This window comes from Paenibacillus sp. FSL H3-0469 (genome assembly GCF_038051945.1).
Classification (GTDB): domain Bacteria; phylum Bacillota; class Bacilli; order Paenibacillales; family Paenibacillaceae; genus Paenibacillus_AQ.
Map to the genome: position 1 here is coordinate 7,539,038 of NZ_CP150302.1, position 22,487 is coordinate 7,561,524.

Here is a 22,487-nt window from a genome sequence, read left to right on the forward strand (position 1 = left end):
CTGAAGCAATGAAATCCAAGTTCAAAAAATCACTGTTGACCCTATTGGCTAGTGTGACCATGCTGTCTGCAATGGTAATTTCGCCGCCGCCCAAAGTAAATGCGGCCAGCGATGTGACCGTCAATCTGTCCGATCAAAAACAGGTGATCCGCGGGTTCGGAGGCATCAACCACCCGGTCTGGATCGGCGATCTGACGGCCGCGCAGCGGGAGACCGCCTTCGGCAACGGGGCGAACCAGCTTGGGTTCTCCATTCTGAGAATTTCTGTAGACGATAACAAGAATAACTGGTCTAAGGAGCTGGACACGGCCAAGGCGGCCGTTGCCAAGGGAGCCATTGTCTTCGCTTCACCCTGGAATCCGCCTGCAAGTATGACGGAGACCTTCAACCGCAACGGGAATACCTCAGCCAAGCGGCTCAGATACGATATGTATGGCGCGTACGCCCAGCATCTGAATGATTTCGTGACGTACATGAAGAATAACGGGGTGGACCTGTATGCCATCTCGGTGCAGAATGAACCGGACTACGCAGAGACCTGGACCTGGTGGACGCCTGCCGAAATGCTAAACTTTATGAAGAATTATGCCGGTGCGATTAACTGCCGGGTTATTGCTCCGGAATCTTTTCAATATCTGAAGAATATGTCTGACCCGATCCTGAATGACTCCCAGGCGCTGGCCAATATGGATATTCTGGGGGCGCATTTGTATGGCACACAGGTGAACAACTTTGCTTATCCGCTCTTCAAGCAGAAGGGTGCAGGCAAAGAGCTGTGGATGACCGAGGTCTATTACCCTAACAGCAATAACAACTCGGCCAACCTGTGGCCGGAAGCACTGGAAGTGGCATACCATATGCACAATGCGCTGGTGGAAGGGGATTTCCAGGCTTACGTATGGTGGTATATCCGCCGTCAATACAGCCCGATGAATGAGGACGGCAGTATCAGCAAGCGCGGGGACAGTATGGCCCAGTTCTCCAAGTTCGTCCGCCCGGGTTATGTCAGAGTGGATGCCACCAAGAATCCGAATACCAATGTCTATGTCTCGGCCTACAAAGGCGATAATAAAGCTGTTATTGTAGCGATTAACAAAAGTAATTCGGCAGTAAGCCAGAAGTTTGTCCTGCAGAACGGGACGGCCTCCAGTGCTTCGACATGGATCACGGACGCGAGCCGCAAGGTTGCTGCGGGAGCATCCATCAATCTATCGAACGGTTCCTTTACAGCCCAGCTTCCGGCGCTAAGTGTAACGACCTTTGTAGCGGAACTTGGAAGCGGAGGCAGCACCGGAACCGGAACTACTTATGAGGCTGAGACTGGCACCACACTGACGAATGCCGCCGCAGAGACAGTCAATGCCGGTTATACGGGCAGCGGCTACGTCAATTTTAATGCGGCAACGGATGCTGCGATCCAGTGGAACAGTGTGTACTGTGCGGTGGCCGGGACCAAGAATCTGAAATTCCGCTATGCCCTGGAGAGCGGCACAAGAAATCTGGATGTTTATGTGAACGGCAGCAAGGTCATCAGCAATACCGCGTTTACCGCAACGGGTGCCTGGTCCTCCTGGGGGGAGAAGACGGTTCAGGTCCCTATGATTGTCGGCAACAATACGGTAAAAGTGGTGACTACCGGTACGGAAGGCCCCAATGTGGACAGCATTACTGTGACCGCCCAGTAGTCTCTGGAGCCTCAACGGTTCAATAGCCTGAAATTCAATCCTGGCTTGTAGACAGCAGCTTGCACAGTGCGTTTACAGGCCGGGATTTTTAATGGGTACCGCAATACATAAGCCTAAAAAAGGCGATCGTACAAATTTGAAGGTTTATAGTGTTTTTTTATAATCTTTCGTGCATCCCTCTCATACAAATTTGCTTTTTGAATTGTTAAGCTATTACCAGGCAAAGTTATGTAAGCGCATACAATAGGAGGAATCTCTAGGATGAGTAAAAAGATCAGGAGAAAGGCACTCTCGGCTTCAATGGCTGGTGTGCTGCTGTTATCCGTCATTACCCCTATGCCATTCTCTAACCCGCTTCAAGCTGCTCCGGCTGCTATTGCTCCGGCACAGGTAACCGCCGATTGGTACAAGAGCTATCAGACGATGGATGGTGTAGGAGCCGCCTATGCGTATACGGATTCCGTGCATATGCTGCAGCTCGCTTCAGCCGGCCATCAGGATACGGTCCGGCATCTGCTCGATCTGACCTTCAGTGAACAGAAGGGTACAGGCCACGACATTGTCCGGGTGATCATCGGTGACAACGGCGGCCTGACGACTTCCGGGGCTACTGCGGCCAGCCCGGGGTTCAACCCGCTCACCAGTCTCCTGGCCGATGTAAGTAATCCCGGCTTCGACATTGAGGGGAATGCCATTCCCCTGCGCGGAACAGCGGGACAATACGGCTACAAGATCGAAGCGGAGAACCGCTATTATGACGGCAATACCGACAGCATCTGGCCGGTTGAACCGGAGCATGCTCCTGGAACCCTTGTACCTGTGCAAGACTTCATATGGGATTATCCCTCCTGGAATCAGCCGATCGGCAATGACGACGGCGGTCCGACCAATCTTCTCAGCAAGCCCGGTGAACTGCCGGTAGTCATTAAGAACTCCCCGCGTACCCGCAAAGAGCTGTTCGATATCGATCAGGTCTGGACCATGCTCCAGGCGCAGCAGTATGGCGTTAAGCAATTCTACGCCTGCACCTGGACTGTACCTTACTGGATGAGCCAATCCAACACCAATTCTCCCAGCAAAATTATCCGCGGCGACATTGCCACCATCGACGGAAAACCGGTCAAAATATATTATCAGGCCTATGCAGATTATCTTGTCAATTATATTCGCGGCATGTGGGAGCAGTGGGGCATTCCGATAACCCACATCAATCCTTTTAACGAAGTCGATCTGGCGGGCGGCTCAGCCGCTTATGTTACTGAACTGATTAACGTCTATATCGGGCCTGCCTTGAAGAAATCGATGCAGCCCGGCGGCGACCTCTATGATATTAAGAACCCGGACGGCAAGCTCATCGATTTCATTCCCCAGCTTGCCGCTGTGGACGGCACGAATCTGGGCGCTTCCTTAAGCAGAGGCGGTGAGGTGTTCTCGCAGACCGACCCTGATAATGCACTCGACAAGAATCCCTATCTCGATGTATTCACCACCCATCTCTACGGTACAGTTGGCATCGGTACGGATGAGAACAAGCTGTACCACACCGGCGATTTCTCCAAGGGCCCTCTGGATTACACCAAGGATGGAAGCAAGTATCCCGAATATCTGACGAAGTATAAGCTCTGGCAGGCAGAATTCATGAACCAGGACACCGGTGACGGATCGGCTGGCGCGTATACCCAGCGCTACGGCAATCAGAATATCAATGACGCCGTGCGCTGGTCTAATCTGATGACGAATATGTTCACCAGTAATCCGGGCTTCACCGGCTTTGTCTGGTGGAGTATGTGGGACAGCAACGGCGCGGACGGCTCTGACCTGATCCGCTTCGTGACGACCAACTCCCAGCAGGAGCCGGGACGGATCAGCACACTGACCGGTGAATACCGGTTGTTCAAGCGCTTTTACAGCTACGGGCATTTCTCCCGGTTCATGAATCCCGGCGATGTGCGCTTTGAGGTTACACGCGTACCGGCGCCTGATCTGAATGTGGTCGGCTTCAAGAATCCGGCTACGGGCGATTTCTCAATGACGGTATCGAATGCGAACAATGATGACAGCGTTCAGCCGCTGGAATTCAATCTGAAGGATTTCCCGGCAGGAACGGACAGTGTGACGGTGTTCCGCACCTCGGGAAGCGAGAACCAGAAGAAGCTGGGCACGATTCCGGTATCGGGCGGCAAGTTCGTTATTGATATTCCGTCGGCCAGCGTCGTAACGGTTGTTCCGTCCAAGGGAACCTTTGCCGCCTATCAGGGACTGGACGGGGAACGCGATATCTTCTCTACACTGGAAGCGGAGGGCAATGACAACCATGTGCCCGGTGACAGTGCAGGCCAGGCGGGCCGGGCCAATGAGGCAGTGACGCTTGGGGCAGGCGGCTACCTCGCTTACAACAATGTGAACTTTGCAGACGGCTCGGCGAACGGCGGCGTGGTCCGCAGACACTTGCTGTATCTTACCGCCCAGACGAAGTCGGCCCAGGGAGGCAAGCTTGCCGCTTATGTGCTTCCGGTGGGGGCCGCTGCCAGCAGCAGTGCCGATATCCTGTCCCAAGGTACGCGGGTCGCAGAGATTCTGGTACCGGCCAACGACAGCTACGGCAAATTCCAGACTATGGTCGATACCGGTGACCTCAGTGCTTACGGGCATAAGGATTTCTATATTGTGGCTGAGCCGAGCGGGGCCGGGGGTACCATTACCGTTGACCGCTTCCTGTTCGGCGCAGGCGATTCCGACTGGAGTACAGCCGCCAATAACTCGGTCGTGACGATTCCGGGGAACCTGCTGCTGAATGGAGATTTCGATACAGCCACAGGCTCGAATTCCGATCACTGGTCGGCAGGCCGTTACAATAACGGCAGCTTCGAGCCTGCTGTCACCGGGCCTGTGCTTACGGCAGATACAGTGCAGAGCTACTCGGGACTCTCCCGTTACCTGAAGAACAACTCTACCTCCAAGGTGGCCGGGTCCGGGAAGCTTGCGGGCCGCACAGCAGCTGCGGAGCAGTATGACGGCCTCTGGCAGGATTTGACCGGCAAGCTGACCAAGGGAGAAAGCTATAACTTCAAGGGTTATTTTCTCTCGATGATGAGCCGTCCGGACAGCTATGATGTCGCTGCGGAGCATCCAGGGGATGTGGAAGCGGCGCTGGTGTATTACGACAAGGACGGAGTCCAGCTTGGCATGGACCCGATTAATGGGCGCGATATGCCTGAACCCTACGCTGCCCGTGAAGCTGGCGATCCGGCTTACTGGCAGAACGGCAAACTGATCGGACGTATTCTTGAGGGCGGCCCGCTTGGCCTTAGCTCCTTCCAGCCTGCGGATGTGAAGGTGGCGGACTGGCATGAGACGCCTAATCAGCCGTTCACGTACAATGAACCCGCAGGCACAGCAAAGGTAATTCTGGCGGTGTATGCCAAGGATGCCAACATCCTGTATGCCGACCAAATGTCGCTTACTCCTAAGGCGGTTGTCTCCCGCAACCTTTTTATCGATGGCGTTCAGCCGTCTGATTTTGACGAAGCGAAGTACGAATATAAATTTATGGTGAAAGGGAATGCCATTCCGAAGGTTACAGCGGTAACCAGCGATCCGGCTGAGCATGTGAGTATCTCGCAGGCGAACAATGTGCAAGGAACGGCAGTGGTCCGGTTTAGCAAAGGCGAACAAGTGAAGACCTATAGAATCTTCTTCAGTACGAACGAGGTGGTTGATTTCTCGAATGGCCTTCCGGCAGGCTGGGAGGTAGTAAATCCGGCTGATCCGCAGGCGGCACTCCGCTATAGCGCGGATGGTGCAGAGATTCAGACCTTGAAGAGCGGTACGGAGTATCCGGGCAGCCATAATATGCTGCAGCTTCCAGGCTCCGCTGACGGTAACTGGACGCTGACGGCGAAGCTCACCGTTGACAAACCGTTAAATGATCCGTCCATGGGCGAGAACTCCCAGGTGGGTCTTGGCATCAGCGGCAGTTCAAGCGGAGAATTTTACCGGATCAATGCAAGGAAGGTCAGCAGCAATATCAAAGTCAATAATTCAGGCAAAATTGGTACCGAATCCTTCACCAACAACACGAACCAAACCAACTTAAGCGGTACTAACTATTTCTTGCGGATTGTAAAAGAAGGCAATGTGGTGCAGGGCTATTTCTCGACCAACAGCGGCTCTTCCTGGATTACGATGGGCAGTCCGTCCACGTATACTCCGGAATTCTTCAAGGCTGCCAAGGTGCAATTGTATGGAACCAATACGAGCGCAGTAACGGATTTCAAAGTCACCTTCTCGGGGGTTACCCTGGTGAAGACCCTGGGAGAGACGGGGGAAATAATCTGGCCTGAGGGAAGCAAGCTTGAAGCTACCGGTATTACGCGTACAGGGGTTACCTTATCGTGGCCGGCGGCAATGGATAATCTGGGCGTTACCGGCTACCGTATCTACAATGGGATTGATGCCGAGCCGCTGCTTGTAACCGGCATTGAACCGGTGGAGAGCGAAGCCGGAGCCGTATACCGTTATGAGATATCCGGGCTGCTGCCGAATACGCAGTATACCTTCAAGGTGGAGGCAAGAGATGCTGCGGGGAGCTGGAGTAAGGACGGACCGTCCGTTATAGTGACCACCCTGCCGGGTGAAGACATCACACCGCCGGTCTGGGCGGAAGGAAGTACGCTTGCCGCTTCCGGTATCACGAGTGACGGGCTGACGCTGACCTGGTCAGCTACGGCTACAGATGACAGCGGCATCTACGGGTACCGGATTACGAACGGAACCGGAGAACAGGCGATTACGGTTACAGATGCTGTGTACACGGAGACCGTAACAGGTGCTGTATATAGTTATCAGGTAACGGGATTACAGCCGGGTACAACGTATAGCTTCAAAGTGGAGGCAGGAGATACAGGCGGCAATTGGAGTGCCGATGGGCCTTCGGTGCCGGCAACCACACTGTCTGCTGCAGACACCGCACCTCCGGTCTGGCCTGAGGGAAGCATGTTTGATGCTTCAAAGATCACGGCATCGGGCCTGACATTAACCTGGACGCAGGCTGAGGATGATACAGGAGTGACAGGCTACAGAATCTATAAGGGATCGGAGGAGATAGCGGCGTTGCCTGGAAAAGAGCTGCGGTACGAGGTAACCGGGCTTGCTGCGGGAACAGAGTATCATTTCTCGGTGCAGGCCGGGGATGAAGCCGGGAACTGGAGTAAGAATGGTCCCGCCCTATCTGTAACTACGCTAAAAGACAGCGGCGGTCCGTCTGAGCCGACGCCAACACCGACAACAAGACCGACGCCAACACCAACAACAAGACCAACACCGACGCCAACACCGACGCCAATATCTACACCAGCGCCGACATCTGCGCCAGGCTCTATGCCGTCATCTGCACCAACGCCAACGCCTGTGCCTGGAACAGTAGGGTCGCCAGCGCCGTCACCAGCTGTAACTTCGGCACCTTCACCGGTGCCTGTCAGCCCATTCCAGGATGTGCAGGCCAAGTATAGCTGGGCTTCCGAGGCGATTGACATGCTGTACGGGCTGGGTATTATCACAGGAACCTCCAGCACCAAGTTTAACCCGGAGAAGAACATCACAAGAGCGGATTTTGTGCTGATGCTGGTGCGGGCACTGGGACTTGAAGCGGAAACAGAAGTATCATCTGCTTCCAGCTTTGCGGATGTCAATCAGGCAGCCTATTATTATGAAGCATTGGGCATCGCCAAGCAGCTGGGAATCATTCAGGGAGTAGATGGAAGCAGGTTCAATCCGAAGGGGGAAATCACCAGACAGGATATGATGGTCATCGCTGCCAGAGCACTGAAGGCGGTGAACAAATTAACAGTTAGCGGCAGCGCCGGAGATATAAGCAGCTATTCTGACCGGAATGAAGTGGCGAAGTATGCCGTGGATAGTGTAGCTGCTCTGGTTAGAGCAGGCATCGTGCGGGGAGACGGCATATCCATTCATCCCGCCGCAGCCACCACCCGGGCGGAAGCCGCCGTCATGACTTTCCGTATGCTGAAGAAGTGATGAAGTAACACCCCGCAGGTAAAAGCATAGAATCATATCAAATCCCCCTCACGGCCGCTAGCGTCCCCCCATCGGAAGATGGGCCGGATGCCGGCTGGCCGGAGGGGTATTTTTGAGTAATATAAACGTCCACGTCCCAAGAGCAATCCCTCGCCGTACCTGCCACCGAACAACCAGCATACTAATCCTTCCGGGTGATCATGATCCTGCAAACACGAAGCTGCCAGAATCGGAATTAGGATAGGAATTAGTTGGATAAAGTACACTTGCTTCCGTACATCCCTAGGATATCAGCGAAATAAGATTCTTTTTGCCAATTGTTTGCGGCTTGAAGTGTGCGTGGAGGCTACTCCCCGATAATCGCAATGTCCGTGTTGATCCATTTGGCTGTGTCTAAGCCTTTGGCCTGTAGAAGCAGCGTGTTGATGATATCCTCGCCCCAGTTCTGCTCGTTCTGTGAGATTACGCGGGTGATCTGGCCGTTATCCAGCGCCTGCTGCAAGGCAGGGGTCAGGCCGAGGGCGAGGTTATAACGCTTCAGCCCCTTAGCCTTCCAGACCAGGACAGAGCTGGTGCTGGAGACAAAGTCCAGATTGACCAGCGCGCTGAAATGGGGATGGTCCGAGATCATCTGCTCCAGCTGCCCGGCAGCCCGCTCTGCACTGCCATCATTGTGGCGAATCTCCAGTACATCGATGTCTGTATGCTGAGTCAGGTAGGCCTCAAATCCAAGCAGACGTTCCCGGGTGCTCTGCATCCGGGACATCCCGGACTCCACCAGAATCATTCCTTTGCCGCTTAGCAGACGTTCCACCGTCTGTCCCATCACTGTGCCGGTTGCCCGGTTATCCGCCCCGATATAGGCTGCTCTCCGGCTGGCTGGTGAATCCGATTCGAAGCAGACCACAGGTATCCCTTGGGCGGCCGCCTTGTTAATCATCGCGGTGAGCGCCTGCGAATCCACCGGAGCAATTGCAATACCGTCTACGCCCCGTTTAATCATCATCTCCATGATGCGGATCTGCTGCTCCAGATTGGCCTCATCAGGGGCTTGCACCAGCAGCTCCACGTTATGCTTCCGGGCTACCGCTTCCGCTTTTCCGGTGATCATCTCGTAAGTGGCATTCACCATAGGGTAGATAATGCCGAAGGTCAGCGGAGGTTCTTCACCTGCACTTGACGGAGAATCTCCCGCGCCTATCTGAGAAGTATCCGTTGCTCCGGCTGCCTTAAGACAGCCGCCAAGCAGGAAACCTGCCGTCAGCAGCAGGAGAACCACGGACCATCCCCGAAGCCTGTTACCGCTCACGCATTTCCCGCCCCTCTGCGGATCGTGTGCAGCTGCTCCCCGGTATTTCCCTGCCTGCGGAATTCCATGGGCGTCATCCCCGTTACTTTTTTGAACAGGTTGGAGAAATAATGCTGATCGTTATAGCCGACCAGATAGGCGATTTCAAAGGTTTTGTGACCCGTGGATTTCAACAGCTCCTTGGCCCGGTCCATACGTGTAGCCGTCAGGAATTCCGTGATGGTCTGCCCGGTCGCCTGACTGAAGGTCTTGCTCAGATGGCTGGGACTGACCCTGACCACCTTGGAAATGTCATTCAGGGAGAGCTGCTCCTTGTCGTATTGCTCACGGATATATTCCTTCACCCGGTCAATCAGCTCACGGTGCTTGTCTGCTCCTTCGGAACGCCATTCCCATAGCCGCTCGTATAACTGCTTGAGATACTGAAGGCCATCCTCACTACTGGAGATTTGCTTCAGCGGTGTCTGCAATTCCTGGAGGATGCCGGCGTGGCCTGCAGCTGCGCGGAACCCGTTCTTCGCCGTCTGGACCAGCTCCAGGGTGATATCGTTCATCAGGTAACAGGCATATCCTGAGTCCCAGTTCATTTGCTCAAGCTGCTTGGACAGCTCCAGCAGGAAGCCGGACATCTGCCTGTGGTCGCCTGACTTCAGGAACTGGACCAGCCGGCTTCTGTCGAGCAGAACCCCATGGGCACTAGGGTCATAATACGCCTCAAGCATGGCGGCGGAATGCATTCTGGACATCTGCTTGAACATCCGGTCATTCTCGGCTTCCAGATAGGAGAGGTGGATGCCCTGAAGTCGTTCGCAGACCTTGCCCCGGCTGACGGACAGCTCCAGCCCGCAGCCTTCCCTCAGCCGCTGCTTCGCTGCCGCGCACAGGTCATCCAGAGTCTGGTTCATCTGGGCCGGATCACTGCCTTTATAAATCAGGACCGTCTCAGTGCGGCTGCGCTTGTAAATGAAGCTGTCGGCTGCCTCCTTGAGCAGGCTCGCTAACAATTCCTCTGCATCCGGTGAAGCGGGGGGAGGCTCCGGGGACTCCTCCATATTCTGCGGTTGCAAAGTAAATATAGCGGCGGCGTAGTAAGGAGCTGTTAACTGCAGCTCAAGCTGGGCCGCCGCTTCGTAAGCGGCAGCGGTGCTGATCAGGCCTCCGCACAGATCCGCGAACAGATTCTCGGGGGTGTAGGCATATTTGTGCCTGATCCTTAGTTCCTCATCAATCCGGGCGCTGACGCTACGAAGGAGCTGTAGCAGGTCGGCTGCGCTGAACGGCTTCAGGCAGTAGTCCTCCACCCCCAGACGCAGCGCCTTCTGGGCATACTGGAAGTCATCATGGCCGCTGAGAATGATGATTTTGATCTGCGGGAATTTCTGGCGGACGACAGAGGTAAGCTCCAGGCCGTTCATGAACGGCATTTTGATATCGGTAATCAGAATGTCGGGCAGCTGCGCTTCAATGATTGGGAGCGCCAGCTCCCCGTCGGGAGCGTCACCGCAATAGAGGAAGCCCTCCTTCTCCCAATCGATGCATTCCCGGATATTCTCGCGGATCAGGATCTCGTCATCCACCAGCATAATCTTCTTCATCACTAGACCCCCCTGTTCTTGGGTATGCGAACCGTAATCTGTGTGCCATAGCCTTCCGAGCTGTCCAGACGGATACCATATTCGGGCCCGAAATACAGACGCAGCCGCTGATGCACATTCTGCAGGCCGAAGCCGCCCTGGCCGGTGTCCTCGGGTTCCTCCGACTGGATGGGATGCTCGACCGATTCCCGCAGCGCCGCAAGCCGCCCGTCGGGGATGCCGATGCCATTGTCCGAGACCGTCAGCATAATGGTGCCTCCGTCGGTGTACCCGCCTATGCGGATCAGTCCCATGCCCCGCTTATTCTTAATTCCGTGGTACAGGGCGTTCTCGACCAGCGGCTGCAGGGTCATATTCAAAATCGGATACTCCTGCAGATCTTCCGCCACCTCAACCTTGAACTCCAGGATGTCGTGGTAGCGCATCTGCTGGATAATCAGATAGCTCTGCACATGGGCAAGCTCGGAGCGGATCTGCACCCAGTCGCGCCCGTTGTTGAGGCTAAGCCGGAAGAACGCGGATAATGCCTTTACCAGCCGGATCACGCCATCGTGATTCCCCGCTTCGGCCATCCAGACAATAGAATCCAGCGTGTTATATAGAAAATGAGGGTTAATCTGCGCCTGAAGCGTCCGCAGCTCTGCCTTCTGCAGCTGCTGCTGCTTACGGATGCTCTGGGCCAGCAGCTCTTTGATCTGCTCGACCATAATGTTGAAGCTCTGTCCGAGATCTGCGATCTCATCGGTACCGTCCGGCTTGACTTTGGCTTCCAGATAGCCACTTGCGGTCAGGCGCATCTTGTGCTGGAGCAGCTGGATGGGCCGGGTTAGCCGCCGGGTCAGCAGATAATGGAGCGTGATTGCAAAAATAATGCTTAAGCCCACGCTGATAATAATCAGCTGCCTGATCCGGTTCGCCTCGGCCACAATCTCCTGCAGCGGGGCTATGCCGATAATCGTCCAGCCTGTTGCCAGTGAGGAGGTATGGACGATGAACCGGGGCGGGCCGCCCGTCTGAAGCACGAAGCTGCCGCTTCTGCCCCGTTCCCCCGCAGGGATCAGGTTGTCCTGAATAACGGCCAGCTCCCCCGCCCGCACAGGAGGGACATAGAGGGGATTGTTCTGCTCGTCCAGCAGGTAGAAGAATCCGGTAGTGCCAATCGTCACCTTGTCGCAGAACTCTTTAATGAAGGAATCGTTCAGGTCCACAATGATATAGCCGATGACCTCATGCGTAATCCGCTGCTTGACCGCCTTCATTATCGAGATCACTCCCTTATCTCCGTAGGTGAAGCCGTCTACCCGGTCATAGCTGGTAACCAGCGGCGGGGGCACCCGGAGGATCAGCTCGGGATTCTGGGATAACGCCTGAAAATGCGGATTGCGCAGCGGGTTGATGCCCGACTGAAAGATTCCCCGGCGTTCGCTGATGCCTTTGCCGTACAGATTAATCAGGCTGATGTTGAGCACATTCTCATACTTGTAGGTGTCCCGGTAGAGGGTGAAGGTCTGTAGAATGTCCTTGGCCTCCTGGTAGGTCTCCGACTGCGAGAACAGAAAGTGGATGACCTGAGGATTATTGCTAAGCTCCAGCAGACGCTCGGTATCCTTGAACAGGTTGTCCATATTCGTTCCCAGCATTTCGGCCTGAAGCATGCTTGAAGCCTTGCTGTGACTGGAGATGGATTGGTAGGATTTCTGGTAGGAAATGAGGCCGACGGCAATCAGCGGTATGGTGGACAGCACTATGAACAAAGCCAGCAGTTTGGCTCTAAGACTGGAGGAGATCCAGCGTGTAATCCGCATTATCGGGAATTCCCTTTCACAAGTAGAGTAGATGCCGTTCCTAGTTTTTATTTTATAACAAATATTGGAATACCGAAACAAAAAAGAAAGCGCAAACAAAATATCCACCTTTTGAATAAAAAAGTACACCAAAATACCTGTTCGGAGGGAACAAACCCAAAATTAGAAAGCAAACGCCAAAGGCTGCCCGTATAATGCCCTTCTGTAAGCGTTCTATAATGGGCACAACACCGGAACATGGTGAACGTCAAGGGGGAGGAATAAGGAGATATGAATAAGCTTGGAAAAGTGGGGGCTGTGCTTGCCCTGACCCTGTCCATGACCCTGCTGGGGGCATGCAGCAGCAATAACGGCGGGAACACGGCGGCGGATGCGGGCAAGACAGACAGTGCAGCAACGAAGGCGCCGGCGGCCAATGCCACCAAAGAGGCCAAGGATATCACGCTCGGCTTCTCGCAGGTGGGGGCGGAGAGCGGCTGGCGCAGCGCGAATACGAAGTCGATTCAGGATTCAGCCAAGGAAGCGGGCTACACGCTGAAATTCTCGGATGCCCAGCAGAAGCAGGAGAATCAGATCAAGGCACTGCGTTCTTTTATCCAGCAAAAGGTCGATGTCATCTCCTTCTCTCCGGTAGTGGAATCCGGCTGGGATACGGTTCTGAAGGAGGCGAAAGCGGCTGGCATTCCAGTTGTTCTGACAGACCGTGCGGTAGATTCCAAGGATACCTCACTGTATGTTACCTTCCTGGGCTCCGATTTCGTGGAAGAAGGCCGCAAGGCAGGGAAGTGGCTGAGCGAGCAGTATAAGGATGCTTCCGGCGACGTTAATATTGTAGAGCTGCAGGGAACTACAGGCTCTGCTCCGGCCAATGACCGGATGGCAGGCTTCGCTGAGACCATTAAGGATAACCCGCACCTCAAGGTCATTGCTTCACAGACCGGCGACTTCACCCGCGCCAAGGGCAAGGAAGTCATGCAGGCCTTCCTGAAGGCCAATAAGAAAATTGATGTGCTATATGCCCATAACGATGATATGGCGCTGGGGGCTATTCAAGCGATTGAAGCAGCAGGCCTGAAGCCGGGCCAGGATATCAAGATTATCTCTGTCGATGCCGTGAAGGACGGAATGCAGGCCGCCAGTGAAGGTAAAATCAACTTCATCGTCGAGTGCAACCCGCTGCTTGGACCTCAGCTGATGCAGGTAGTTAAAGATGTTGTCGACGGCAAGCCGGTAGAGGCCCGGATCGTGACCGAGGAGACCACCTTCACTTCCGAGCAGGCCAAGGAAGCGTTGCCTAGCCGCCAGTATTAAATATTGTATAAGAAGAGCTTAAGAAATTAACGAAAAGCAAAAAGAAGCGGAGGGGAAATTTGGAACTGTAGGAGCGGTAGCGACCGCCTTTGTCACCGGATTTCAACCGCGAAGAGCGGATTAAATCAAGAAATCTGGTGACAACAGCGGCCGTAAGTCCAAATGTTCACCGCAGCGATGACCAAGCTTCAAGTTCAAACTTAAGTGCGTGGAGAATAAGGAGTGGATATAGCCTTGAGCACACAGCAGCCCATACTGCAAATGACCCGGATACATAAACGGTTTCCGGGGGTGAAAGCCCTGACAGATGTGAGTCTGCGCCTGTTCCCCGGCGAGGTGCATGCCTTGATGGGCGAGAATGGCGCCGGTAAATCCACCTTGATCAAGGTGTTGACCGGCGTCTATTCGATTGATGAAGGCCTTGTGGAGATGGAGGGTACCGCCATCTTCATGCGCAGCCCGCAGGAATCACAGTCTGCGGGCATCAGCACCGTGTACCAGGAGGTGAATCTGTGCCCCAACCTGACAGTCGCCGAGAATATTTTCATCGGCCGGGAGCCGCGGCGGTTCGGCTGCATCCAGTGGAAGCAGATGAACCTGCGGTCAGCGGAGCTGCTCCGGGAACGGATGAATCTGCACATCGACGTTACCCTTCCCTTGCAGAGTTACTCTGTTGCAGTGCAGCAATTGGTTGCCATAGCCAGAGCGCTGAATATCTCGGCAAAGGTGCTGATTCTGGATGAGCCGACCTCAAGCCTGGATCAGAACGAAGTGGATCAGCTGTTCCGCATTATGAGGAAGCTTCAGCAGGAGGGGCTGTCGATCCTGTTCGTGACGCATTTTCTGGACCAGATGTATGAAATCTCCGACCGGGTCACCATTCTGCGCGGCGGCGAGCTGGTCGGTGAATACATGGCGAACGAGCTAAGCCGAATAGATCTCGTACTCAAAATGATCGGCAAGGAGCTTCATCTGCTGGATGAGCTGCCAACGCTTGCGGCACAGGACAAGAACAGCCTGGGCGATGAGCTGCTGAGAGCTGAAGGGCTGGGCCGCCGGGGCGGAATCGAGCCGTTCGACCTGAATATCCGCAAGGGAGAGGTCGTCGGACTGGCCGGACTACTGGGTTCCGGGCGGACGGAGGCGGCCCGCCTGTTGTTCGGTGCCGACAAGCCGGACTTCGGGCAAGTGATCCTGCCGCCGTCCGGCGGCGGTGTGCACTCCCCCCGGGAAGCCATAGGACGGCGGATCGCCTTCTGTTCGGAGAATCGCAAGACCGAGGGGATCATCGGCGATCTGACGGTAAGAGAGAACATTATTTTGGCGCTCCAGGCCAAGGATGGAATGTTCAAGACGATCCCGCGTGGGCGGCAGGAGCAGATGGCTGGAGAATACATCCGCATGCTGAATATCAATCCTCCCAGCCCGGACCATCTGATCAAGAACCTCAGCGGCGGCAATCAGCAGAAGGTGCTGCTGGCCCGCTGGCTGCTGACGGAGCCGGAGCTGTTCATCCTCGATGAGCCGACGCGGGGGATCGACATCGGAGCCAAAGCAGAGATTCAGAAGCTGGTGCTGACGCTCTCCCGGCAGGGAATGTCGTTCCTGTTCATCTCCTCGGAGCTGGAGGAGGTGTTGCGGGTCAGCGACCGGATCGCCATTCTGCGCGACCGCCGCAAGGTGAAGGAAATATCAGAGAAGGACATGAGCCAGCAGCAGATTATGCAGGCGATTGCGGGAGGCTGAACCAACCATGAGCGTAGTAATGAAGCATCATTTATTCTGGCCGCTGTGCGTACTGGCTGCACTGCTGCTGTTCAACCTGTGTTATTCGCCGGATTTCTTCTCCATCACCGTCCATGACGGGCATTTATACGGAAGCTTAATCGACATACTGAACTTCGGTGCGCCGCTGATCCTGGTAGCTATCGGGATGACGCTGGTAGTGGCTACCAAGGGGATCGACCTGTCGGTCGGTTCCATAGTAGCTATCTCGGGCGCTATCGCCTGCCTGAGCATCAGCAGAGGAGCGGACCAGAACAGTATGGGGCTGATCCTGACCTCGGTGCTGCTGGCCGCAGGCCTGTCCCTGATGCTGGGGGCCTGGAACGGACTGCTGGTCTCCATGGCCGGGATTCAGCCGATTATAGCCACACTGATTCTGATGGTTGCGGGAAGGGGGATCGCCCAGCTAATTACCGGCGGACAGATTATTACAGTAACCAGCACCAAGTATGCGTATATCGGGTCCGGTTCACTGGCTGCGCTGCCCTTCTCTATTTTTGTCGTAGCGCTGGTTCTGGTGATCGCCCTGCTGCTTACCCGGCGGACGGCCCTCGGCCTGTTCATCGAATCAGTGGGCTGTAATCCGGCCGCCAGCAAGATGTCCGGCATCCGTGCCCACTTAGTCATACTGGCCGTCTATGTGTTCTGCGGCTTATGCGCCGGAATCGCCGGCCTGCTGCTCAGCTCGAATGTCTCCAGCGCTGACGGCAACAATGCCGGTCTCTGGTATGAGCTGGACGCTATTCTGGCCGTGGTCATCGGCGGGACGTCGCTGAACGGCGGCCGCTTCTATCTGACCGGCACCGTGATTGGGGCGCTGATTATCCAGACGCTGACCACCACCATCTATATGATCGGTGTGCCGCCGGAGATTACGCTGGTTGTTAAGGCCTGTGTCGTCCTGGCCGTCTGCCTGATCCAGTCGGACACCTTCCGCGCTGCGGTTGCCGCCCGCTGGAAGTCGCGGCATTACCCCGCTGAGAAGGAGATGAGCCGTCATGTCTCTTAACCGCAAGTATATTCCGATCGTTGTCACCATTCTGCTCTTCATCGTCATGTTCACCGCGGGTTCTTTCCGGTACACAGGCTTCTTCTCCCTTCAGGTGCTGATGAATCTGCTGGTGGATAATGCCTTTCTGCTAATCACGGCGGTGGGCATGTCCTTCGTCATCCTGTCCGGCGGCATCGATCTGTCTGTCGGCTCGGTGATTGCGTTATCCACAATGGTCTCGGCGAGCCTCGTGCAGCAGCAGGGCTGGCCGCCCGCCGTGGTTATCCCGCTGGTACTCCTGATGGGCGCCGTATTTGGTACGATTATGGGAGCGATTATCCATTATTTCTCCATCCAGCCTTTCATCGTCACACTGGCCGGAATGTTCCTGGCCCGGGGCTTATGCTATGTCATCAGCATCGATACCATTACTATTGATAACACCTTCTATACCGCCATGGCGCAGACGCGGATTCCGCTGCCGGGCGGCAGCTTCCTCTCCATCAGTGCTGTTATCGCCATACTTGTCGTAGCAGCCGCTATCTTTACGGCTCACTATACCCGGTTTGGGCGCAATGTGTATGCCCTTGGGGGCAGCGAGCAATCCGCACTGCTGATGGGATTGCCCGTGGCGAGAACCAAGGTGCTAGTCTATACGCTTAGCGGACTATGCTCGGCGCTGGCCGGCGTGGTGTTCACCTTTTATATGCTGTCGGGGTACGGGCTGCATGCCGTCGGCTTCGAGCTGGACACCATTGCGGCGGTCGTCATTGGCGGCACGCTGCTGACCGGAGGGGTCGGATATGTGCTGGGTACCTTCTTCGGGGTACTGATTCAGGGCGTGATTCAGACGATTATCAGCTTCGAGGGCACACTCAGCTCCTGGTGGACGAAGATCGTCATCGGCCTGCTGCTGTTCATCTTCATCCTGCTGCAGCGGGTGCTAAGCTCCAGGCGGCTGACCTTAAAAGAATAAGCAGTTCGCATAAAGAGGAGAGACAATTTATACTTGTCTCTCCATTTTTTTGAAATATAATAATGTATAGGCTTCAAGCTATACATTATCCTTCTATTTCTCGCCGAAACGGTACCGTCCTTTAGAAGGAAGGCAAAGCCGTTTCCACTTGCTATATAATTGTAATCGCTATCATATGGAAGGGGGAATCTGCTTGCGAACAGTAAAAGAGTGTCTGGTGCTGCTGGGCATCGTCCTGACACTGCTGCTGCTGGGCGGTTGCACGGGTGGCGGGAATAACGGCGGGCCGCAGGCGCTGCCCATACCTGAGCCTTCTCCTGCGGCGCTTACAGGCCTGCTGCCCTCCGCAGCAGAGACCGCCGCAGACAAGCCAATCGTGCTGGGCTTCTCCCAGCTCGGATCGGAGAGTACCTGGCGGGAAGCGAACACCGCATCGATCCGCGAAGCTGCCGGGGAGGCGGGGATTACGCTGCTGCTGAAGAACGCTGAGCAGGATCAGCAGAAGCAGTTCGAGGCCATCCGTTCTTTTATCCGCAGCGGAGTCGATGTGATTGCCGTTGCGCCTGTGGTGCAGACCGGCTGGGAGCCGATTCTGCTGGAGATTAAGCAGGCCGGAATTCCGGTGATTATCCTGGACCGTTCAGTCAATGTACCGGACAGCTCGCTCTATGTCACGTTCATCGGCTCTGACTTCTATGAAGAAGGTGTGAAGGCGGCCAAGTATGTGAGAGACAAGATGCGCCATCATAACGGGGAGATCCGCATTGCAGAATTGCAGGGAACCGTAGGCTCAACGCCGTCCATCGACCGTGGGCGCGGGTTCCGCAAGATGCTTGACGATCAGCCGAACCTGCAGATTACCCTCAGTGCTCCGGCGGATTTCACGCGCAGCGGCGGTCATGAGGTGATGAAGACTTTTCTGCAGCAGCCGAAGGAGCAGTGGCCGCAGGTGCTCTATTCCCATAATGACGATATGGCAATCGGCGCGGTGGAGGCTATTAAGGAGGCCGGACTTGTGCCGGGAGAGGATATTATTATTGTGTCAGTGGACGGGACGCGGCGGGCGTTCGAGCAGATGGTGGCGGGCAGCATCAACGCTGTGGTCGAATGTAATCCGCTGCTGGGGCCGCTGCTGATGCAGGCCGTGAAGGAGATTATGGCCGGCCGGACTCTGCCGAAGCGGATGGTGACCCCGGAGGATATATACACCCGTGAGCTGGCTGCTATGGAGATCAACAACCGCAAATATTAAGACATAAAAACCAAAAAATTTCAACTTTTCAAACAAAAATCTACATTGTTCATTGGGCAGAAGTATATTAAGATGAACTCGAATAACAAATATTAGTAGATTCGTTCAAGTAATTCAATAGGAGGGGAGGATTGTGAGCTTCCGGCATAAGTAACGCATCCGATTGAAAGGGTTTACACAAATTGTAATGGAGGAGAATGCCAATGTTCAAAAAGCTCTCGGTGCTTGCGATGACCTTTGTTCTGCTGCTGGGTTGCCTGCCTATGCTGTCTGCTCAGGCGGCAGGGAATGCCACAGCCAAACAGCCGGGAAATTCCAATCCGCTGATGGACCACAAGCTGGGTGCCGATCCCTTCGCATTGACGTATAACGGAAGAGTCTATATCTATATGTCGAGTGATGCCTATGTCTATAACAGCAACGGAACCGTGAAGGATAATGATTTCAGCGCACTGAACAAAATCAATGTCATCTCTTCGGCCGATATGGTGAACTGGACAGACCATGGCGCCATCCCGGTAGCCGGAGCCAATAATGTCAACGGTTCTGCGGGCATTGCCAAATGGGCCTCGCTCTCCTGGGCGCCTTCAGCAGCCGTGAAGAAAATCAATGGACAGGATAAATTCTTCCTGTACTTCGCCAACGGCGCGTCAGGCATCGGGGTACTGACAGCCAACTCTCCAATTGGCCCATGGTCCGATCCGCTGGGCAAAGCACTGGTGACTGGCAGTACACCGGGAATGTCCGGGGTGACCTGGCTGTTTGACCCGGCGGTGCTGGTCGATGACGACGGCAGCGGATACCTGTATGCCGGCGGGGGCATCCCCAATACCTCGAACCCGGCGTCTATAGCCAATCCCAAGACAGCCCGCGTACTCAGACTCGGTGCGGATATGACAAGCATTGTTGGAAGCGCATCCACAATTGATGCTCCCTATATGTTCGAGGATTCGGGCATCCATAAGTACGGCGGCAAATATTATTACTCGTATTGCTTCAACTTCTCCGGCACGCACCCGGCTGCCTATCCGGCGGGTGAAATCGGGTATATGGTCAGCAACAGTCCGATGGGACCTTTTACGTACACCGGACATTTCCTGAAGAATCCTTACACCTTCTTCGGGGTAGGCGGCAACAACCACCATGCGGTATTTAACTTCAATAACCAATGGTACGTAGTCTATCACGCCCAGACTGTGGCGAAGGCTGTCCTTGGTGACGGCAAAGGCTACCGTTCTCCGCATATCAACAAGCTGGTCCATAATGCGAACGGAACCATCCAGGAGGTTCAGGGAGACATGGCGGGCATCGCCCAGATTGCCAATCTGAATCCTTACACCCGGGTGGAAGCCGAGACGATCGGCTGGAATGCAGGCATTACAACGGAACGTACGCAGGCTGCGGGCGGTCCGGTTGGCAATATGAATGTGACCAATATTAACAATGGAGACTGGGTTGCCGTGGGCAATGCCGATTTCGGCTCCGGCGCTTCCAGCTTCAAGGCGAATGTGGCTTCCGCCACAGGCGGCGGTAAAATCGAAATCCGGCTCGACAGCGCAACCGGCCCGCTAGTCGGCACGCTGAATGTTCCTAATACAGGAGGAGCGCAGTCCTGGCAGGAGGTACAGACTACGGTCAGCAATGCGGTTGGGGTGCACAGACTCTATCTGGTCTTCACCGGATCAGGCTCCGGTAATCTGTTCAACATCGATTACTGGCAGTTCTCTACGGGTGGCGATGGCGGCACGACACCTCCTCCGGTAAGCAAGGTGGAAGCGGAGGACATGACGCTCAGCGGAACCTATGCGGGGAAGATTACTTCTCCTTTTAGCGGAGTGGCACTGTACGGGAATGATGACGCTGCCGCGTTCAATCAGTATTATGCCTACGGCACGCATAACTTCTCGGTCCGGGGGGCTTCCAACAATTCCTCTACAGCGCGGGTAGATCTGCTGATCGGCGGTGTGAACGTCGGCTCCTTCAATTTCAGCGGCACAACGCCCTCGGTACAGACGTTGACCAATGTGGCCCATGCCACCGGCAATCAGGAGGTCAAGCTGGTCGTTACCACGGATAATGGAAGCTGGGATGCCTATGTGGATTATATTGAATGGAGCCAGTGACGAGGGAAGCAGGCGGGAGGAGGGGCAATTGAATTCTTATATTTTTAAAAAGGCAGGGCTCTACCTGCTGGCAATATCGCTCATGCTTGGTATCCTGTTCAATCCGTCTACGGCTGCGGCGGCGACCTTTACTAATCCGTTTATTTATGCCGATGCCCCGGACAATGATGTCATCAGGGTAGGCAATGTGTATTACATGACCAGCACCACCATGCATATGACCCCCGGTGTTCCTATCATGAAGTCCTATGATCTGGTGAACTGGGAGATCGTGAATTATGTCTACGATACGTATGCGAACGGGGATGCGCAGAATCTGAACAACGGACAGAATGAGTACGGCAAGGGCTCTTGGGCCAGTAGCCTGCGATACAATAACGGGATCTACTATGTGTCCTTCGGGTCCAATTCAACCGGCCGGACGTATATCTATCAGACTACGAACATTGAAAATGGCCCCTGGACCTCATCGGTCCTGGGCAGCTACTATCACGATGCTTCGCTGCTGTTCGACAATGGCCGGGTCTTCCTGGTGTACGGGGTGGATAATATCAGCCTGATTGAGCTGACGGCAGATGCCAAGGCCATTAAGTCCGGCGGAATCAGTCAGGTCATCATCCCGAGTTCCAGTAATATTGCCGGCTCGAACTTCATCGTGAAGGCCGAAGGCGCGCATATCCAGAAGATCAACGGCTATTATTATGTGTTCCTGATCTGCTGGCCTTCAGGAAGCGGACGCACCCAATTGACCTACCGCTCCACCAGCTTAACTGGAGGCTACACAGGTCAGGTGTCGCTGAATGACTCGGGCATTGCCCAGGGCGGCATCGTGGACACGCCTTCCGGCTCCTGGTATGCGATGCTCTTCAGGGATAGCGGGGCTGTCGGCCGGATGCCGTATCTGGTGCCGGTAACCTGGTCCGGCAACTGGCCGGTTTTCGGAAGCGGTGGCAAGGCGCCGCGGACCCTGAATCTGCCTGCCGAAGGGTATCCAGTGAAGAAGGTGTACGCGTCAGACGAATTCACGGCGCCTTCGAGTGGAAACGGATTAGCCAAGGTCTGGCAGTGGAACCACAACCCCGATAACTCGAAGTGGTCCCTGACCCAGCGCCAAGGCTTCATGCGGCTGACCACCGGCAAGGTAAGTACAAGCCTGCTGAATGCCCGGAACACACTGACCCAGCGGACGTTCGGGCCGAAGAGCACAGGCGTGACGGCCCTGGAGACGGGCGGGATGAAGGACGGGGATGTTGCCGGACTGGCTGCTTTTCAGGCTAAATACGGGTTCGTCGGTGTGAAGATGTCCGGTAATTCCAAGTCCATTGTGATGGTTAACGCCAGCTCCGGGTCCATGACTGAAGTGGCGGGTGTGCCGCTCAGCCAGAACAGAGTCTATCTGAAAGTGCTCTGCGATTTCACTAATCAGACGGATAAGGCTTACTTCTCCTATAGTCTGGACGGCAACAACTGGACATCCATAGGGAATACACTGCAGATGTCTTATACGCTGCCTCACTTTATGGGCTACCGGTTTGCGTTGTTCAATTATGCGACGAAGTCAGCGGGCGGCTATGCTGATTTTGATTATCTGCGTCTGGAATAGCTTGTTTGAAGTAGAA

12 protein-coding genes are annotated in these 22,487 nt (G+C 55.0%); 9 read left to right on the forward strand and 3 right to left on the reverse strand.

The genetic code is table 11. From position 1 onward, the window contains the following. Positions 1 to 8 precede the first annotated feature (8 nt). Together NSS83_RS32580 and NSS83_RS32585 are read left to right on the forward strand one after the other, a co-directional pair. Positions 9 to 1,685: a carbohydrate-binding protein gene (locus tag NSS83_RS32580; RefSeq protein ID WP_341347349.1), complete on the forward strand. Its 1,677-nt coding sequence runs from the start codon at positions 9 to 11 to the stop codon at positions 1,683 to 1,685. A 261-nt stretch (positions 1,686 to 1,946) separates the two neighbouring features. After that, complete coding sequence (locus NSS83_RS32585; protein ID WP_341347350.1) at positions 1,947 to 7,721, forward strand: S-layer homology domain-containing protein; 5,775 nt, start codon at positions 1,947 to 1,949, stop codon at positions 7,719 to 7,721. A gap of 346 nt (positions 7,722 to 8,067) precedes the next feature. Here NSS83_RS32585 and NSS83_RS32590 read toward each other — a convergent pair whose 3' ends face one another. From NSS83_RS32590 to NSS83_RS32600, 3 genes are read right to left on the reverse strand one after another with little or no spacing between them, the layout of a single operon-like run. Continuing rightward, on the reverse strand, positions 8,068 to 9,030 hold the full coding sequence (locus tag NSS83_RS32590; protein WP_341186532.1) for a substrate-binding domain-containing protein: 963 nt from the start codon (positions 9,028 to 9,030) through the stop codon (positions 8,068 to 8,070). Beyond that, entirely contained in the window at positions 9,027 to 10,625 is a 1,599-nt protein-coding gene (locus tag NSS83_RS32595; RefSeq protein ID WP_341186531.1) for a response regulator, read from the reverse strand. The genes NSS83_RS32590 and NSS83_RS32595 overlap by 4 nt, the downstream gene beginning before the upstream one ends. 2 nt (positions 10,626 to 10,627) lie before the next feature. Then, complete coding sequence (locus tag NSS83_RS32600; protein ID WP_341347351.1) at positions 10,628 to 12,430, reverse strand: sensor histidine kinase; 1,803 nt, start codon at positions 12,428 to 12,430, stop codon at positions 10,628 to 10,630. A gap of 270 nt (positions 12,431 to 12,700) precedes the next feature. Between NSS83_RS32600 and NSS83_RS32605 the strand changes: the two genes are divergently transcribed. The 7 genes from NSS83_RS32605 (at position 12,701) to NSS83_RS32635 (ending at position 22,471) form a co-directional block, all read left to right on the forward strand. Continuing rightward, positions 12,701 to 13,741 (forward strand): ABC transporter substrate-binding protein, encoded by a 1,041-nt coding sequence (locus NSS83_RS32605; protein ID WP_341347352.1) that lies wholly within the window; start codon positions 12,701 to 12,703, stop codon positions 13,739 to 13,741. A 222-nt stretch (positions 13,742 to 13,963) separates the two neighbouring features. Next, positions 13,964 to 15,487, forward strand: a complete 1,524-nt coding sequence (locus NSS83_RS32610) for a sugar ABC transporter ATP-binding protein (protein WP_341347353.1) — start codon at positions 13,964 to 13,966, stop codon at positions 15,485 to 15,487. Between the two features lie 7 nt (positions 15,488 to 15,494). Beyond that, complete coding sequence (locus tag NSS83_RS32615; protein ID WP_341347354.1) at positions 15,495 to 16,535, forward strand: ABC transporter permease; 1,041 nt, start codon at positions 15,495 to 15,497, stop codon at positions 16,533 to 16,535. After that, the gene (gene yjfF / locus NSS83_RS32620; protein ID WP_341186526.1) at positions 16,525 to 17,493 is read left to right on the forward strand and encodes a galactofuranose ABC transporter, permease protein YjfF; all 969 of its coding nucleotides are present in this window, start codon (positions 16,525 to 16,527) and stop codon (positions 17,491 to 17,493) included. The genes NSS83_RS32615 and yjfF overlap by 11 nt, the downstream gene beginning before the upstream one ends. A gap of 193 nt (positions 17,494 to 17,686) precedes the next feature. After that, positions 17,687 to 18,745, forward strand: a complete 1,059-nt coding sequence (locus NSS83_RS32625; RefSeq protein ID WP_341186525.1) for an ABC transporter substrate-binding protein — start codon at positions 17,687 to 17,689, stop codon at positions 18,743 to 18,745. Between the two features lie 203 nt (positions 18,746 to 18,948). After that, positions 18,949 to 20,868 (forward strand): carbohydrate-binding protein, encoded by a 1,920-nt coding sequence (locus tag NSS83_RS32630; RefSeq protein ID WP_341347355.1) that lies wholly within the window; start codon positions 18,949 to 18,951, stop codon positions 20,866 to 20,868. 82 nt (positions 20,869 to 20,950) lie between these two features. Beyond that, positions 20,951 to 22,471 carry a glycoside hydrolase 43 family protein gene (locus NSS83_RS32635; protein WP_341348796.1) on the forward strand — a complete coding sequence of 507 codons (1,521 nt, stop codon included), beginning with the start codon at positions 20,951 to 20,953 and terminating at the stop codon, positions 22,469 to 22,471. The last annotated feature ends 16 nt before the right edge of the window (positions 22,472 to 22,487 follow it).

Bases quoted from the DNA above. Each gene is read 5' to 3' on its own strand.
- NSS83_RS32580 (WP_341347349.1), top strand. From the start codon at position 9: ATGAAATCCAAGTTCAAAAAATCACTGTTGACCCTATTGGCTAGTGTG.
- NSS83_RS32600 (WP_341347351.1), bottom strand. From the start codon at position 12,430: ATGCGGATTACACGCTGGATCTCCTCCAGTCTTAGAGCCAAACTGCTG.
- NSS83_RS32615 (WP_341347354.1), top strand. From the start codon at position 15,495: ATGAGCGTAGTAATGAAGCATCATTTATTCTGGCCGCTGTGCGTACTG.
- NSS83_RS32630 (WP_341347355.1), top strand. From the start codon at position 18,949: ATGTTCAAAAAGCTCTCGGTGCTTGCGATGACCTTTGTTCTGCTGCTG.
- yjfF (WP_341186526.1), top strand. From the start codon at position 16,525: ATGTCTCTTAACCGCAAGTATATTCCGATCGTTGTCACCATTCTGCTC.
- NSS83_RS32595 (WP_341186531.1), bottom strand. From the start codon at position 10,625: ATGAAGAAGATTATGCTGGTGGATGACGAGATCCTGATCCGCGAGAAT.
- NSS83_RS32635 (WP_341348796.1), top strand. From the start codon at position 20,951: ATGCTTGGTATCCTGTTCAATCCGTCTACGGCTGCGGCGGCGACCTTT.
- NSS83_RS32605 (WP_341347352.1), top strand. From the start codon at position 12,701: ATGAATAAGCTTGGAAAAGTGGGGGCTGTGCTTGCCCTGACCCTGTCC.
- NSS83_RS32585 (WP_341347350.1), top strand. From the start codon at position 1,947: ATGAGTAAAAAGATCAGGAGAAAGGCACTCTCGGCTTCAATGGCTGGT.